Source organism: Heyndrickxia sp. MSNUG, from assembly GCF_049532715.1.
Lineage (GTDB): Bacteria > Bacillota > Bacilli > Bacillales > Cytobacillaceae > Mesobacillus.
Map to the genome: position 1 here is coordinate 1,597,171 of NZ_CP150978.1, position 13,522 is coordinate 1,610,692.

At 39.3% G+C, this 13,522-nt stretch carries 14 protein-coding genes; 12 read left to right on the forward strand and 2 right to left on the reverse strand.

Going from position 1 to position 13,522, the window contains the following annotated elements:
- Positions 1 to 184 precede the first annotated feature (184 nt).
- From AABM38_RS07800 to AABM38_RS07810, 3 genes are all read left to right on the forward strand, one after another.
- Positions 185 to 1,408 (forward strand): EAL-associated domain-containing protein, encoded by a 1,224-nt coding sequence (locus AABM38_RS07800; protein WP_423409880.1) that lies wholly within the window; start codon positions 185 to 187, stop codon positions 1,406 to 1,408.
- 74 nt (positions 1,409 to 1,482) lie between these two features.
- Entirely contained in the window at positions 1,483 to 1,725 is a 243-nt protein-coding gene (locus AABM38_RS07805) for a hypothetical protein (RefSeq protein WP_423409881.1), read from the forward strand.
- 440 nt (positions 1,726 to 2,165) lie between these two features.
- Complete coding sequence (locus AABM38_RS07810; protein WP_423409882.1) at positions 2,166 to 2,834, forward strand: DUF3993 domain-containing protein; 669 nt, start codon at positions 2,166 to 2,168, stop codon at positions 2,832 to 2,834.
- Between the two features lie 71 nt (positions 2,835 to 2,905).
- On the opposite strand, the gene AABM38_RS07815 is transcribed toward AABM38_RS07810, so the two are convergent.
- Together AABM38_RS07815 and AABM38_RS07820 are read right to left on the reverse strand one after the other, a co-directional pair.
- Complete coding sequence (locus AABM38_RS07815; RefSeq protein ID WP_423409883.1) at positions 2,906 to 3,145, reverse strand: glutaredoxin family protein; 240 nt, start codon at positions 3,143 to 3,145, stop codon at positions 2,906 to 2,908.
- Positions 3,146 to 4,108 carry an MBL fold metallo-hydrolase gene (locus tag AABM38_RS07820; protein ID WP_423409884.1) on the reverse strand — a complete coding sequence of 321 codons (963 nt, stop codon included), beginning with the start codon at positions 4,106 to 4,108 and terminating at the stop codon, positions 3,146 to 3,148.
- 182 nt (positions 4,109 to 4,290) lie between these two features.
- On the opposite strand from AABM38_RS07820, the gene AABM38_RS07825 reads away from it, so the two are divergent.
- From AABM38_RS07825 to AABM38_RS07865, 9 genes are all read left to right on the forward strand, one after another.
- The gene (locus AABM38_RS07825) at positions 4,291 to 4,527 is read left to right on the forward strand and encodes a YkuJ family protein (RefSeq protein ID WP_251478007.1); all 237 of its coding nucleotides are present in this window, start codon (positions 4,291 to 4,293) and stop codon (positions 4,525 to 4,527) included.
- Between the two features lie 314 nt (positions 4,528 to 4,841).
- Entirely contained in the window at positions 4,842 to 5,288 is a 447-nt protein-coding gene (cbpB, locus tag AABM38_RS07830; RefSeq protein ID WP_423409885.1) for a cyclic-di-AMP-binding protein CbpB, read from the forward strand.
- A gap of 63 nt (positions 5,289 to 5,351) precedes the next feature.
- Positions 5,352 to 6,866, forward strand: a complete 1,515-nt coding sequence (locus AABM38_RS07835) for an MDR family MFS transporter (protein WP_423409886.1) — start codon at positions 5,352 to 5,354, stop codon at positions 6,864 to 6,866.
- Between the two features lie 94 nt (positions 6,867 to 6,960).
- A complete protein-coding gene (locus AABM38_RS07840; RefSeq protein ID WP_335378988.1) occupies positions 6,961 to 7,854 on the forward strand; it encodes a LysR family transcriptional regulator in 894 nt (297 codons plus the stop codon).
- Between the two features lie 178 nt (positions 7,855 to 8,032).
- The gene (gene dapD, locus AABM38_RS07845; RefSeq protein WP_423409887.1) at positions 8,033 to 8,743 is read left to right on the forward strand and encodes a 2,3,4,5-tetrahydropyridine-2,6-dicarboxylate N-acetyltransferase; all 711 of its coding nucleotides are present in this window, start codon (positions 8,033 to 8,035) and stop codon (positions 8,741 to 8,743) included.
- Between the two features lie 58 nt (positions 8,744 to 8,801).
- Complete coding sequence (locus tag AABM38_RS07850; RefSeq protein ID WP_423409888.1) at positions 8,802 to 9,926, forward strand: N-acetyldiaminopimelate deacetylase; 1,125 nt, start codon at positions 8,802 to 8,804, stop codon at positions 9,924 to 9,926.
- A 351-nt stretch (positions 9,927 to 10,277) separates the two neighbouring features.
- On the forward strand, positions 10,278 to 10,820 hold the full coding sequence (locus AABM38_RS07855; RefSeq protein ID WP_251478023.1) for a peroxiredoxin: 543 nt from the start codon (positions 10,278 to 10,280) through the stop codon (positions 10,818 to 10,820).
- A 101-nt stretch (positions 10,821 to 10,921) separates the two neighbouring features.
- Positions 10,922 to 11,377 (forward strand): TlpA family protein disulfide reductase, encoded by a 456-nt coding sequence (locus tag AABM38_RS07860; protein WP_423409889.1) that lies wholly within the window; start codon positions 10,922 to 10,924, stop codon positions 11,375 to 11,377.
- Between the two features lie 361 nt (positions 11,378 to 11,738).
- Positions 11,739 to 13,487, forward strand: a complete 1,749-nt coding sequence (locus AABM38_RS07865) for an ABC transporter ATP-binding protein (RefSeq protein WP_423409890.1) — start codon at positions 11,739 to 11,741, stop codon at positions 13,485 to 13,487.
- Positions 13,488 to 13,522 lie beyond the last annotated feature (35 nt).

The following is a 13,522-nucleotide window of genomic DNA, read 5'->3' on the forward strand; positions in this document are numbered from 1 at the left end:
TGAGGAAAATGGAAACAGTGTTACTGAGGGATTACTCATAATATGGTAAAATCATTCATATCACATTAATGGAACAGGTTAAAAATAAATTTTCGCTTTACATAAACTAAGATGATTTTTCTATTTGTAAATCAATCTAACAAAATAACTGGAGTGCTTATCTGATGGGGGAGGAGTTGATTTTATGGATGCGCTTGATATTTTGACAGATCTTGATCATGTCATTCCTTATTTTCAGCCTATTTTTAATGCGGAAGAGCATCGCATTGTCGGTTATGAGATTCTAGGGAGATATAAAAGCGAGAAAGAAGCAGTTAGCTTGGGCCCATTTTTCCTTGATGAAACTATCCCTGAAGAGTATCGAATCGAAGTAGATAATACTGTTTTGACAAAGGCGCTTGAAATCGCTTCTCTGTCGGAGAAAGATGATGTCATGTGGTTTGTAAACCGCGATGCCGAGTTATTGATGCTTGATGACGGGGAACAATTTTTACAGCTTATTCTTAGTTTTAAAGAAAAAGGCATCCATCCCAGCCAAATCGTCCTTGAAATATCTGATCGGAAATATGGTAAAGAAAATAGCCATAGCCATATTGAGCATTTATTAAGTTATTACAAATCCTATGGCATCAAAATTGCCATTGATAAGGTTGGGAACGAGAGCAACCATCTGGACCGGATCGCAGATTTTGAACCAGAAATACTAAAGATTGATATGTCTTCATTGCGTTCGAATTCAGCAGGTTCAGCTTACCTTGATGTCCTTCATTCTTTATCGATTCTTGCAAGGAAAATTGGTGCTACGTTATTATTTGAAAATATTGAAACAACGTATCAATTGCAATTCGCCTGGAAAAACGGCGGCAGGTTTTATCAGGGGTTTTATCTTCAAAAACCTTATGAAGCGTTAGTCAGCCGGACTATATTAAAGGAAAAATTAAAAAAAGAAATTCATGGTTTTATTTTATCCGAAAAGAAAAGGCTGCAATCTTTCTTTGATCTGAGAAGCGAACTGAATTCAAAGTTTCAGGATCTAATTAGCCGTAATAAAAAAATTCAAAATAACAGTGAATTACTGATTTCCCTGGGTAAAAGTCTGGATGAGATGGCTTTTAGAATGTACATTTGTGATGAGGACGGTTTCCAAAATTCTCCAAATTTATATAAAACAGGGGAAAAGTGGTTGCTTCAGCCAGAATATATCGATAAAAATTGGAGCTGGCGTCCATACTTCCTTGAAAACATCATCAGGATGAGGACTGGGAAAAAAGGCATTTTATCAGATCGTTACAGCGATATAGAAACGGGAGAGGTAATTCGGACATTTTCACTGCCTTTAAACGAAACAGAATTTTTGTTCGTCGATTTAAGCTCAGCATACCTGTCTCAAAAAGAAGGTTTATTTTGACAAGATAAGTGACGAATAGCATTGCGGAAATAGCACAATTTATATATAAACAGCCTTCTCAAAGGGGGATTAACATGAGCTCTTTTACAACAATATTGCTATTGGCGGGAGCTGGAGTGCTGGTTGCAGGTCTTTTCTATACCTGGTCATTTGGCAAGGCACAGAAAAGGTCAGATGCCAATCTGGATTCGCAGATTCCAGGTGCAGTTCAGGAACACGCCTATATTCGCAATCCGGTATTCCTGACATATATCATTGTCCTTTCCATAGCATTGCTGTTCGTTGTATACTTCGCGGTAACAACAGCGAGATATTAACCTCCTTATGGGGGTTTTTTTATTCTAAAGTCTGTGTAAAGTTCAATGTTGATTTTTTGCACCTGTTGATTGGAGCGGAGGGCAACTCGACTCCTCCGAAATTGCCATCGTGCGTGGGCAGGTTCGAGGAGCTGTTGAGTATCCTGCGGGCTAACCTGAAACCCCGCGGAAAGCGAGTGCCTGAAGCGAAAATCAACAGACAAGTGTAACCTAGCCTTTTAAAAAACTAGGAACTGATAACTGATACCATAGAGGAAAAATCCGATTTAATTACAATTTTTTTGACTTTTGCGTTAGTTCGATTTTTTTAAGGGTAAATTGTTACTAACAATCGTATTTTATGTCATAAGATGCTGTTATTTTGCGAATGAATTACGTAATCCTCTAGGGTAAATGTTGGTAAAATGATATTTACAGTCCTAAAGAAAGGGGAAGGGAAAATGGACAAGCGATCATGGCTATTATTGTTATTTTTTTCAATACTAATATGGGTAGTTCCTTCAAACACTTATGCCCAATCTGATTCAATGGACAGGGACCAAGTATTCGAATTTCTCGGGAAGGCGTTCGATGCGCAGGTTTCCTTAAGTGAGCAGGGAAGGTCAATGGATGAAATTGAAAGTATTCTCAAACCGTATTTTACAGAAGACTATAAGTCATTGTTTATAAAAGAAAATGTGATTGGGCAGGAAAATCTATACCAGACATATGGAACGGATTTTGCCCCTTACTACATCCCGTTTTACGCATTCTCTGAAAGAACAAAAGTGGTTGAGATGAAAGACGAAATTTATGTTCTTGAATATTTCCCTGGGAATGGCGAGGGTCCGGTAAGCTATGACAGCCATTATGAAGGATTGAAAATAGTAAAGGAACAGGGCAGCTGGAAGGTAGCAGATTATCTGCATGATGAGATTCCTGAGAAGGTCATTAATAAGGCCTATCCAGAAAAAGCGGATAAGAAGGAAGTATCAAAAGTAAATTTGGATAAAAAACAACTTGCTAATTCTCTTGTTTTTGGTCCGAATTTCTCTTCGTTCAAAACCTTCATGGAATTAGGGGTTATATTTAGGAATGAAAACAAAACACTTTTATTTGGTTTATTGTAAAAGTGGAGCGGAAGCAGAAAGAGACAATAAAAGAGGTGCCATGAGGCACCTCTTTTATTGTTGTAAATTGATTAATCAATGATTTTCAGGACCAGCTTTAACTTTTCAAGATCAAATCCAGTTATGACCTCGGTGCCGACTACGATTGTAGGTGTAGAGTATGAACCATAAAGATCAGTTAGTTCCTGCCTGCTTTTTTCGTCCTCATGAATATTTTTTTCTGAAAACGAAAAACCGTATTCGGTTAGGAACATTTTAACAATTTTGCATGGTGGGCATTCATTCTGTGTATAGACGATGATGTTACTCATTTAACGATTTCCTCCTGAATTTTTTTCTAAATAATGGACCAGTCCCATTGAACTTACATTAATATCCAAATACAGCAACTCAAATATAGGATGATTTTCTGCAAGGCCGTGGTTTGTCAAATATTCTTTTATTTTATCAAAGAGTCTTTTGGTAACTTCCTCTACCTTATGGGCAGTACCCTCGCAAGTTGGTACCGCATGTTTTGCTTCCGTTAAGAAAATTTCCAGCCAATACTCAACTTGCTGGAATGCTTCAGCAGGATTTTCTGACATTCCATAATGGCCAAAATAAATCCGTTCAATTCCCAGTTCCTTGTACTTATTGATCGACTGAATCATTTTTTCTGGGTCGAACTGATTTGGAGAAGTGGATGGTAGATAGAACTCTATGTCTTCGCGGTGAATTTGCGGATAATAGATACCCGCAGTGTCTCCACTGAATATTCCATTAGTTGCCGGGTGATGAATACTGAAATGGTGATTTGCATGCCCAGGAGTATCGAAGAACTGCAATGTCAATTTTTCTCCAATAACCAATGTATCACCATCACCCTTCGTGATGATCCTGTCTTCTGGTATTTCCAGAATTGGTTCGAATAGTTCGGTGAATTTTTCTCCATACACCGCTTTTGCTCCCGCAATCAACCTCGATGGGTCAGCTAAATGTCTTGCTCCTTTTGGATGGACAATCACTTTTGCCTGGGGGCAATGCTCGAGCAGCAGTCCTGCACCTCCAGCATGATCGAGATGGATATGAGTAACAATTATGTAAGCAACATCCGCAGGTGTAACTTTAAGTGATTCCAGACCCTCTAAGATAAATGGAATTGAAGGACTGGCAGAAGTTTCTATTAGCGTTATTTTCTCTTCTAAAAGCACATATGTCCCGGTGCGTTCAGTCATACTTAAATCAAAATCATCAATTAGATAGATATTTTCGGATAACCTTGCAGGTTTTTTCAAAAAAACACTCCTTTCGCGTAGCTTTTACTTGTACAACGCCTTACAATATTTTATTCTGTTAATATTGACATGTAAAGAATAAAGTATAGAATATTCTGAAATCATTTTACATGGATATAAATATGCCAATTGAGAAACCTATTGATAGATAATTGGTTTTCGCTTTGAAAGGAGAGAGAGCAATGTCACAGCTTCAGGGAATCATCACACGCTTAAAGAACTTGCAAGAGCAGTCAAATGGAGGGGAACCTGCACAACGCTTTTTTGAAGTAAACGGTGAGCGTAAATGCCAGGTTACATACCATCCAAAAACTGAAACATACGAATTGGAAATATATAATGAAAAAGAAAAGCCGAAGAAATACCAGTTCGACAATATTGATATGATTACGATTGAGATTTTTGATCTGATTCAATAATATTACCCATAAAAAAGGAACCTTGCAGGTTCCTTTTTTTATTTTTCGTCAGCTTAAAAATATTTGTGCCAATTTAGAGTCAATAGTATTTTTGGGTGAGCGATATGGTGTTAATGATCATTCTTTTGTCAAAACAAAAAAGAGAACGTAACGTTAACAGAAATCGTTCTACATATATTCCCTTAAGCAATTGCACACTTAGCAATACAATCTTTGATAATTATCATTTCTTTAGTGCAAACTATTTGAAAGCGTCTGCAAATGAATTATGATAAAATGGAGAAGAAAGAAATCCATTTTAGGGAGTTTTCGCCATGATTAGTCTTCACAGCGGAGAGTTTTTAGAAATAAACATTAAAGATTTAATGATTCCTTCTGAACGAGTTGCCCATGTGCAAATTGGCAACAGCTTAGAGCATGCTCTACTTGTATTAACAAAAAGCGGTTATACCGCAATCCCAGTCCTGGACCCCCACTATCGCCTCCTGGGCCTGATCAGCACACCAATCATAATGGATTCAATCCTTGGACTCGAGAGAATAGAATTTGAGCAGCTTGAAAAAAAACGGGTCGAAGAAGCTATGAATAAGAAAATTCCAAGAATCAGCATCCACTCAACTCTAAAGTCCTCTTTAGATCTTCTTGTCGATCATCCATTTCTTTGTATTGAAGATGAATCCGGTATATTTGAGGGAATCCTGACAAGGCGGACCGTTTTACAGCAATTATCTAAACAAGTAAGAAAGCCTTATAAGAATTAGGGCATGTTCCAGCTCCCGTCCGCGGGGGCTGAATTTTTTATTCAGACAGAGGTGAAGGATGGTATGGGACAAGCAGATGATACAAAGCAAAAACCGCATAAACGGGAGACAAAAAGACCTCTCGTTTTGGTCACAGTAATGCTTGCCATGTTTATGGGGGCGATTGAAGGAACAATCATTTCAACTGCCATGCCAGCTATTGTAGGGGAACTTGGCGGGTTCACTTTGTACAGCTGGGTTTTCTCAGCGTATCTTTTGATGAATGCCGTCACAGTCCTTATATATGGAAAATTATCGGATTTATTTGGCCGTAAGCCAATTTTAACATTTGGAATTATCATTTTTTTAATTGGTTCAATTTTGTGCGGAATGGCTGAAACAATGGAAATGCTGATATTATTCAGATTCATTCAGGGGTTTGGTGCTGGAGCAGTAGCGCCAATAGCTACAACGATTGTAGGGGATATTTATACAAAGGAAGAACGAGCGAAAATCCAGGGCTACCTATCCAGTGTCTGGGGCATCTCAGCAATCACTGGTCCAGCACTTGGAGGACTGCTGGTAGAGTATGTAAGCTGGCATTATGTATTCTGGATTAATATTCCGCTTGGAATTTTGGCCATCGCCGGTCTCTGGTTATTTCTCCATGAAAATGTGGAGAAAAAGAAACATAAAATTGACTATCCTGGAGCAATTCTCCTGACTGTGGCGATCAGCTCATTAATGATTGTCCTTGTCGAGGCAGGAACAAACTGGGCATGGACATCCTTTAATACAATAGGTTTGACAGGGATCAGTATTGTAGCGTTTTTCTTGTTTATATTTCAGGAACAAAGAGCGGAAGAACCGATGATGCCTTTCAATATTTGGCGTGAGCGGTCTATTTTCATTGCGAATATGACCTCCCTTACAACAGGGGTCATGCTGATTGGTATATCCAGTTTTCTTCCTGCCTTTGTACAGGGAGTTATGGAACGTTCACCAATTGTAGCTGGGTTTACGCTGACGTCCATGTCGATTGGCTGGCCAATCGCAGCTGCAGTCGCTGGAAGACTCCTTTTAAATATAGGATATCGAACGACTTCCTTAATTGGTGGAGCGTCATTAATTTTGGGCAGTATTATGTTTGTAACGTTAACACCAGAGGCTGGTCCCCTGTGGGCTGCGGCAGGTTCATTTTTAGTGGGGGTTGGAATGGGTCTTACCAGCACTGCGTTCATTGTTTCCATTCAGAGTACTGTGGCGTGGCAGCAGAGGGGTATTGCAACAGCCGCCAATATGTTCATGAGGAATCTTGGAAACACGGTCGGAGCCGCTCTGCTTGGCGGCATCCTCAATAGCAGCATCATCAGTTTCATGAAAAAGAATGGTGGCGATGGCCAGGATTTGTCCATTGATACAACTAACGTTCTTTTAAAGGAAACAGAGAGAATGAAACTGCCGCTAGAACTAAAAGAGATTCTCCAGAACGCTTTGACAAATGCATTGCATTCTGTGTACCTTGTTGTTTTGGTTTTCGCGGTAGTTAGTATGCTTTTCATCCTTTTCTTGCCCAAGAATGAAAAAACTGCAGATTGATTTGCAGTTTTTTTTGTATTCTTTCTTATACTTATAATGAAAGATGCTTCATTTTTAGATAAAATATAAGTAAAACTTATTAAGAGGTTGCTATATGTCATCGATTTCAGAATTCCACCTTCTATCTGTACTTGCGCAGGAAATGAATATGAGAAAAGCGTCAGAGAGGCTTTTTGTTTCCCAGCCAGCACTATCGCAAAGGCTTCAGACAATCGAAAAAGATTGGGGTGCTAAATTATTCCTTCGCTCACAAAAAGGTCTCACTTTAACACCGGCTGGAGAGGTGGTCATTCAATTTGTAAATGAAACCATCTCCAGAGAGGAAAAAGCACGAGAATCAATCCATGCATTAAACTCTGAAGTGTATGGAACGCTAAAAATTGCGGTAGCATCCATAGTCGGACAGAACTGGCTTCCACAGGTGCTGAAAAAATATGTCAGCAGGTACCCTCAGGCGAAAATATCCCTCGTCACCGGCTGGAGCAGCGAGATATCAAAGGCATTGTATGAAGATCAAGTCCATATTGGAATTATTCGAGGAACTCCTGATTGGAAAGGGGTTAAAATCCATCTTTTTAAGGACAGCCTATATCTGGTTGATACGGAAATTACTAGTCCCGAGCAGGTACTTGAGACGGATAGGCCTTTCATCCAATTTAAAAGTGACTCGAATTATTATCAAGAAATACAAGATTGGTGGCTAAGACAATTCCAGACTGCCCCACGGAGGACGATCATTGTGGACCAGATAGAAACATGTAAACAAATGACATTCAATGGGATAGGTTACGCTATACTTCCAGCCATAACTCTGAACGGAGCAGAGAAAGACATCTTTAAAGTTCCATTGCATGATGAAAATAATGAGCCATTAGGGCGCGATACATGGCTTCTTGGTTATGAATCTGCTTTCCAATTAAAGCAGGTTCAGGCATTTATTGAGATCGTCAAGGAACATATTGTTGATTCAAACAAGAAAGTAAAATAGTTTTTCTTGTTTTCAATACTTTTGTTTGTTAAAGTAATTTTTAGAAAAAGCAGTTTTCAAGGCACTTTTCGTATGATTTACAGCTTACTTATTATATGCTAAGCTGTGTGAATTTTGTTTTGGCTATTTAGCTGATGAGAAGAGGCTTTGAAAAAATACATATTTGGAGGTAAGAAATATGAAAATGATGGATGCAAACGAAATTATTTCGTTTATACAAAATAGCAAAAAAGCAACACCAGTTAAGGTGTATGTAAAAGGAGACCTTGAGGGGATAGACTTTGGGGCAAACTCAAAAACCTTCATCACTGGAAATACAGGCGTCATATTTGGCGAGTGGGCAGAAATCAATCCTGCTCTAGAATCCAATCAGGCGAAAATTGATGACTATGTTGTAGAAAATGATCGCAGGAACTCAGCTATTCCATTGCTGGACATGAAAAACATCAAAGCTCGTATTGAGCCAGGAGCAATCATCAGGGATCAGGTTGAAATTGGTGATAATGCTGTTATTATGATGGGTGCTTCCATCAATATCGGTGCAGTGATTGGCGAAGGCACAATGATTGATATGAATGTAGTGCTTGGCGGCCGTGCTACTGTGGGCAAGAATTGCCATATAGGAGCAGGATCGGTCCTTGCAGGAGTTATTGAACCACCTTCTGCTAAACCAGTAGTAGTTGAAGATGATGTTGTGATTGGAGCAAATGCAGTTGTCCTTGAAGGAGTTACTGTCGGCAAGGGAGCTGTAGTAGCTGCCGGTGCTATCGTTATTGATGATGTACCTCCTTATACTGTGGTTGCGGGAACTCCTGCGCGCGTAATCAAGGAAATCGATGAAAAAACAAAATCAAAAACTGAAATCAAACAGGAGCTTCGCCAGCTATAAAAGCGAGAAAGCGTGGATACATAATCCGCGCTTTCTTTTATAAGGGGGAGAGAACATTATGGAGCATGAAACGTTTATAAAAATCAGAAGAGACTTGCACAAGATTCCAGAGCTTGGTTTCAAAGAATATAAAACTCAGGCTTATCTTCTTCATTATTTGCATCAGCTTCCAGGAGAGCGATTGGACATAAAAACTTGGGAAACGGGGATCTTTGTCAAAATCCAGGGTGAAAACCCTAAAAAAATGATTGGATACCGTGCAGACATTGATGGTCTCCCAATTACCGAGAGTACTGGGGTTGAGTTTAAATCCCTGCACGAGGGCCAGATGCATGCATGTGGACATGATTTACACATGAGCATTGCACTAGGACTGATCACGCATTTTGTCAGCCATCCTATTGACGATGATTTACTTTTTATTTTCCAGCCTGCTGAGGAGGGGCCTGGCGGTGCCGAGCCGATGCTTGCGACCGATATCATGGCAGAATGGAAGCCGGATATGATCATAGCCTTGCATATTGCTCCTGAATATCCAGTTGGGACCATCGCAACGAGGGAAGGCCTTCTGTTTGCCAATACTTCAGAACTTTTCATCGATCTTGAAGGGAAGGGTGGACATGCAGCTTATCCACATCATACAAATGATATGATTGTCGCTGCATGTGCACTTGTTACACAGCTTCAATCGATTGTGGCAAGGAATATTGACCCGCTGGACAGTGCAGTCGTCACTATTGGTAAAATTACAGGCGGTACCGTGCAAAACATCATTGCCGAGACAGCCAGAATTGAAGGTACCATCCGTACTCTTTCTGTAGAATCCATGGTTAAGGTGAAAGAACGAATTGAGTCACTGGTGAAGGGGATTGAAGTTGGTTATCAGTGCAAAACAGCGATAGATTATGGATCCATGTACCACCAGGTTTATAATCATGAGGAATTAACGAACGAATTTATCAAATTTGCAGGAGCAAATGAGAATATTAATATGATCGTTTGCAGAGAGGCCATGACAGGGGAAGATTTCGGTTATATGCTAAAAGATATTCCGGGATTCATGTTCTGGCTTGGGGTGGATTCGGGATTCGGACTTCACCACGCTAAACTGAACCCCGATGAAAAAGCAATTGGAACAGCGATCGATTTATTAAGCAGTTATATAGAATATAAGAGCAAGTAAGCAAATGAAACAAGAAGCAAGAGGGCAGAATGAAGATAACTCCCATCTTGCTTTTTTTCTTGAATAAAGGCTTATCATTTTGTCCCGAATAAAAAGCATGTTAAACTAATATTCGGAATAAGTTATATTTTCCAGTTCGCTGCATAGCTGCGAGCTTAGTTTAATTTTAATGCAGTTTGGGCAAAACATTTAAGGTGGGTCAATAATCAGGAATTATAATTAATACTTATTTAAATTAATTATAATTTAAGATTGACTCCAAACAATTATTCTGATATATTTAGAAACATAGGTTTTAACAGATGCCCAGAGGCATCTTAAATAAAAATTATTGTAATGGAGGGATTTTACATGCCAGAACGTATGGTAGGTAAGCAAGCACCACGCTTTGAAATGGACGCAGTATTAGCAAATAAGGAATTCGGAAAAGTAAGTCTTGAAGAAAACATGAAGAACGACAAGTGGACAGTTCTTTTCTTCTATCCAATGGATTTCACTTTTGTATGCCCAACTGAAATCACAGCTATGTCTGACCGTTACGATGAGTTCGAAGACCTTGATGCAGAAGTAATCGGCGTATCAACTGATACAATCCACACTCACCTTGCTTGGATTAAAACAGACCGCAAAGAAAACGGACTTGGCGATCTTAAATATCCATTAGCAGCTGACACTAATCACGTTGTGTCACGTGAATATGGCGTGTTAATCGAAGAAGAAGGCGTAGCACTGCGCGGATTATACATCATCAGCCCAGAAGGCGAATTAATGTACTCTGTAGTTAACCATAACAACATCGGCCGTGATGTTGATGAAACTCTACGTGTGCTTCAAGCACTACAAACTGGCGGTCTTTGCCCTGCAAACTGGAAGCCTGGACAAGCTACTCTTTAATCGCAGCGTCAAACACTATGATAATTTAAAAGACCTAACAAAAGTTAGGTCTTTTTCTTAATAACGAAAAGCAAAATTTTTATAATAAGAGGGGTGCTATTATGAAATTACGTGAACCAATGCCGGAATTGACTGGCGCGACAGAATGGCTAAATGGAGAAGTGACAAGGGAGCAATTAGTCGGAGAAAAGCCGACCTTGATTCATTTCTGGTCAATCAGCTGCCATCTCTGCAAGGAAGCAATGCCGCAGGTCAATGAGTTCCGTGATAATTATAAAGATAAGCTGAACGTGATTGCCGTTCATATGCCACGTTCTGAGGATGACCTGAACCTTGAAGAAATCAAGAAGGTTGCAGCTGAACACAACATTGCACAACCCATCTTTGTAGACAGCGAACACAAATTGACAGAAGCCTTTGAAAATCAATATGTTCCTGCATATTATGTTTTTGACAAAGATGGAAAACTAAGACACTTCCAGGCAGGCGGAAGCGGCATGAAAATGCTTGAAAAGCGAGTAAACCGTGTCCTGGATGAATTGGAAAAGACAGAATAAAACACGTCTGGAGAGCCGATTACCATCGGCTCTTTTTTGTGGCTCAAATTTAAAGCGCTTAATATTGATTTTGATCAATGGGTTGATTTAAGAATGTGATGTGATGAAATATCAGATAATTCACACTGACAAAAAAATAAAAAAATTCTTGAAAAAAGCTGGAAAAACATTTCGAAACCCGATATATTATTTTATACGTGCTTTTCTTTTTAGCTCTCTTTGTAAAATACATACTATCTAAATCCAGTTTGATTTTTAGATCGACCTAATAATCTCTGGTAAAAAAGCACAGCGAAACATAGTTTATCACTTTAGCTTTTTATCAAATCGAAAGAAGCTTCGATTCAAAGGGGGTACATGAATGGAGACATTCAAAAAATTGAAGTCGTATTACTGGCCATACAAAAATTTGTTTTTATGGTCCATCTTTTTTATGCTGATTGTAACGGCTATTACAGTCATCTATCCAATGATTTTACAGCTAACGATTGATGAAGCAGTCATGGGAGGCAGGTTTGAGCTCATTCCAATCCTGGCTGCCGGTTTTGTCGGTTTCATGGTGGTAAAAGGGGTTTGCACTTATATCTATCAGTATACTGGTGATCTCTTTGGTATTCATTCGGTTTATAAACTCAGAAATTCACTTTATGAAAAATTGCAGTTCCTATCCTTCAGGTATTATGATAATGCCAAAACTGGTGATTTAATGTCCCGGCTTACAGCAGACGTAGAAGGGTTTCGTTTTTTCCTGAGCTTCGGCTTTTCTGAACTGATCCGATTTGTACTGTTAATTGGCATCAGTTTCTCGGTCATGTTCTATTATTCTATTTCATTAACCTTTGTGACTCTTGCGACTTTGCCCTTTCTTGCAGTAGTTGTTTATAAGTTTGATAAAGCGGTTCATCCTGCATTTCGGGGAATACGAAAATCCTTTGGCAAACTGAATACAAAGGTTCAGGAAAACATCAGCGGAATCAACACGGTTAAATCTCTGTCGAGAGAGAGCTATGAGATTGGAAGATTCAATGATTCTAATGGTGAATATAAAGACAAATACTTATTCACTTCAGATATTTGGGCTAAGTATTTTCCTTTAATGGAGTTCTTGGGCAATATTAGTGTGGTACTGTTGCTTGGCTATGGCGGATACCTTGTGATGAATGGTTCCCTAAAGCCTGGCGAACTTGTAGCATTTTATAGTCTTGTGTGGTACATTATGTGGCCAATCATGAATCTTGGTTTCGTTGTTAATCTATTTTCGCAGTCTAAAGCTTCTGGAGAAAGGTTATTAGAAATCCTTGAAGCTGATGCCGAGATCGAAGATAAGGATGGAGCAATCGAAACCGAAAAGCTTTCAGGTGATGTGCAATTTAGCAACGTAACGCTTCGATATGGAAATGATGAAAACGAAGCACTGTATGATATTTCCTTTAAAGCACGTCAAGGGCAGACCATTGGATTGATTGGATCCACTGGTTCAGGCAAAACCAGCATTACACAGCTAATGACGAGATTTTATGAGCCTGTAGAGGGGCAGGTCTTGATTGATGAACGGGATATAAACGATTATTCCTTACGTTCGCTTCGAAGTAATATTGGTATTGTACTTCAGGAATCCTTTCTTTTTTCTTCATCTATTAAATCGAATATTTCTTACGGCAAGCCAGACGCAACGATGGATGAAATTGTTGATGCTGCAAAACGGGCGCAGGCTCACAGCTTCATAATGGAGCTTCCGGATGGATATGATACCATCCTAGGTGAGAGAGGCATGGGCCTGTCAGGCGGCCAAAAGCAAAGGATTGCCATAGCAAGGGCAATCTGTGTTAACCCAAGCATTTTGATTCTTGATGACGCTACAAGCGCAGTGGATATGGAAACAGAATTTAAAATTCAGAAAGCATTGCTGGAAGTGATGAAGGGAAGAACGACATTCATCATTGCTCACAGGATCTCTTCCTTGAAGCATGCCGATGAAATTCTTGTGCTTGAAAATGGGTCCATTGCTGAACGGGGTACCCATGAACAATTAATAAAAAATGGCGGGACATATCAAAAAATATATGAAATTCAATTTAAAGATCGCCAAAGGGTCACACATACAGGATAAATCTCTTCGAATCAGTTATGAAACGTCCGATTAAA

Coding starts and splice junctions, on each gene's coding strand:
- AABM38_RS07800 (WP_423409880.1), top strand. CDS start 185: ATGGATGCGCTTGATATTTTGACAGATCTTGATCATGTCATTCCTTAT.
- AABM38_RS07805 (WP_423409881.1), top strand. CDS start 1,483: ATGAGCTCTTTTACAACAATATTGCTATTGGCGGGAGCTGGAGTGCTG.
- AABM38_RS07810 (WP_423409882.1), top strand. CDS start 2,166: ATGGACAAGCGATCATGGCTATTATTGTTATTTTTTTCAATACTAATA.
- AABM38_RS07815 (WP_423409883.1), bottom strand. CDS start 3,145: ATGAGTAACATCATCGTCTATACACAGAATGAATGCCCACCATGCAAA.
- AABM38_RS07825 (WP_251478007.1), top strand. CDS start 4,291: ATGTCACAGCTTCAGGGAATCATCACACGCTTAAAGAACTTGCAAGAG.
- cbpB (WP_423409885.1), top strand. CDS start 4,842: ATGATTAGTCTTCACAGCGGAGAGTTTTTAGAAATAAACATTAAAGAT.
- AABM38_RS07835 (WP_423409886.1), top strand. CDS start 5,352: ATGGGACAAGCAGATGATACAAAGCAAAAACCGCATAAACGGGAGACA.
- AABM38_RS07840 (WP_335378988.1), top strand. CDS start 6,961: ATGTCATCGATTTCAGAATTCCACCTTCTATCTGTACTTGCGCAGGAA.
- dapD (WP_423409887.1), top strand. CDS start 8,033: ATGAAAATGATGGATGCAAACGAAATTATTTCGTTTATACAAAATAGC.
- AABM38_RS07850 (WP_423409888.1), top strand. CDS start 8,802: ATGGAGCATGAAACGTTTATAAAAATCAGAAGAGACTTGCACAAGATT.
- AABM38_RS07855 (WP_251478023.1), top strand. CDS start 10,278: ATGCCAGAACGTATGGTAGGTAAGCAAGCACCACGCTTTGAAATGGAC.
- AABM38_RS07860 (WP_423409889.1), top strand. CDS start 10,922: ATGAAATTACGTGAACCAATGCCGGAATTGACTGGCGCGACAGAATGG.
- AABM38_RS07865 (WP_423409890.1), top strand. CDS start 11,739: ATGGAGACATTCAAAAAATTGAAGTCGTATTACTGGCCATACAAAAAT.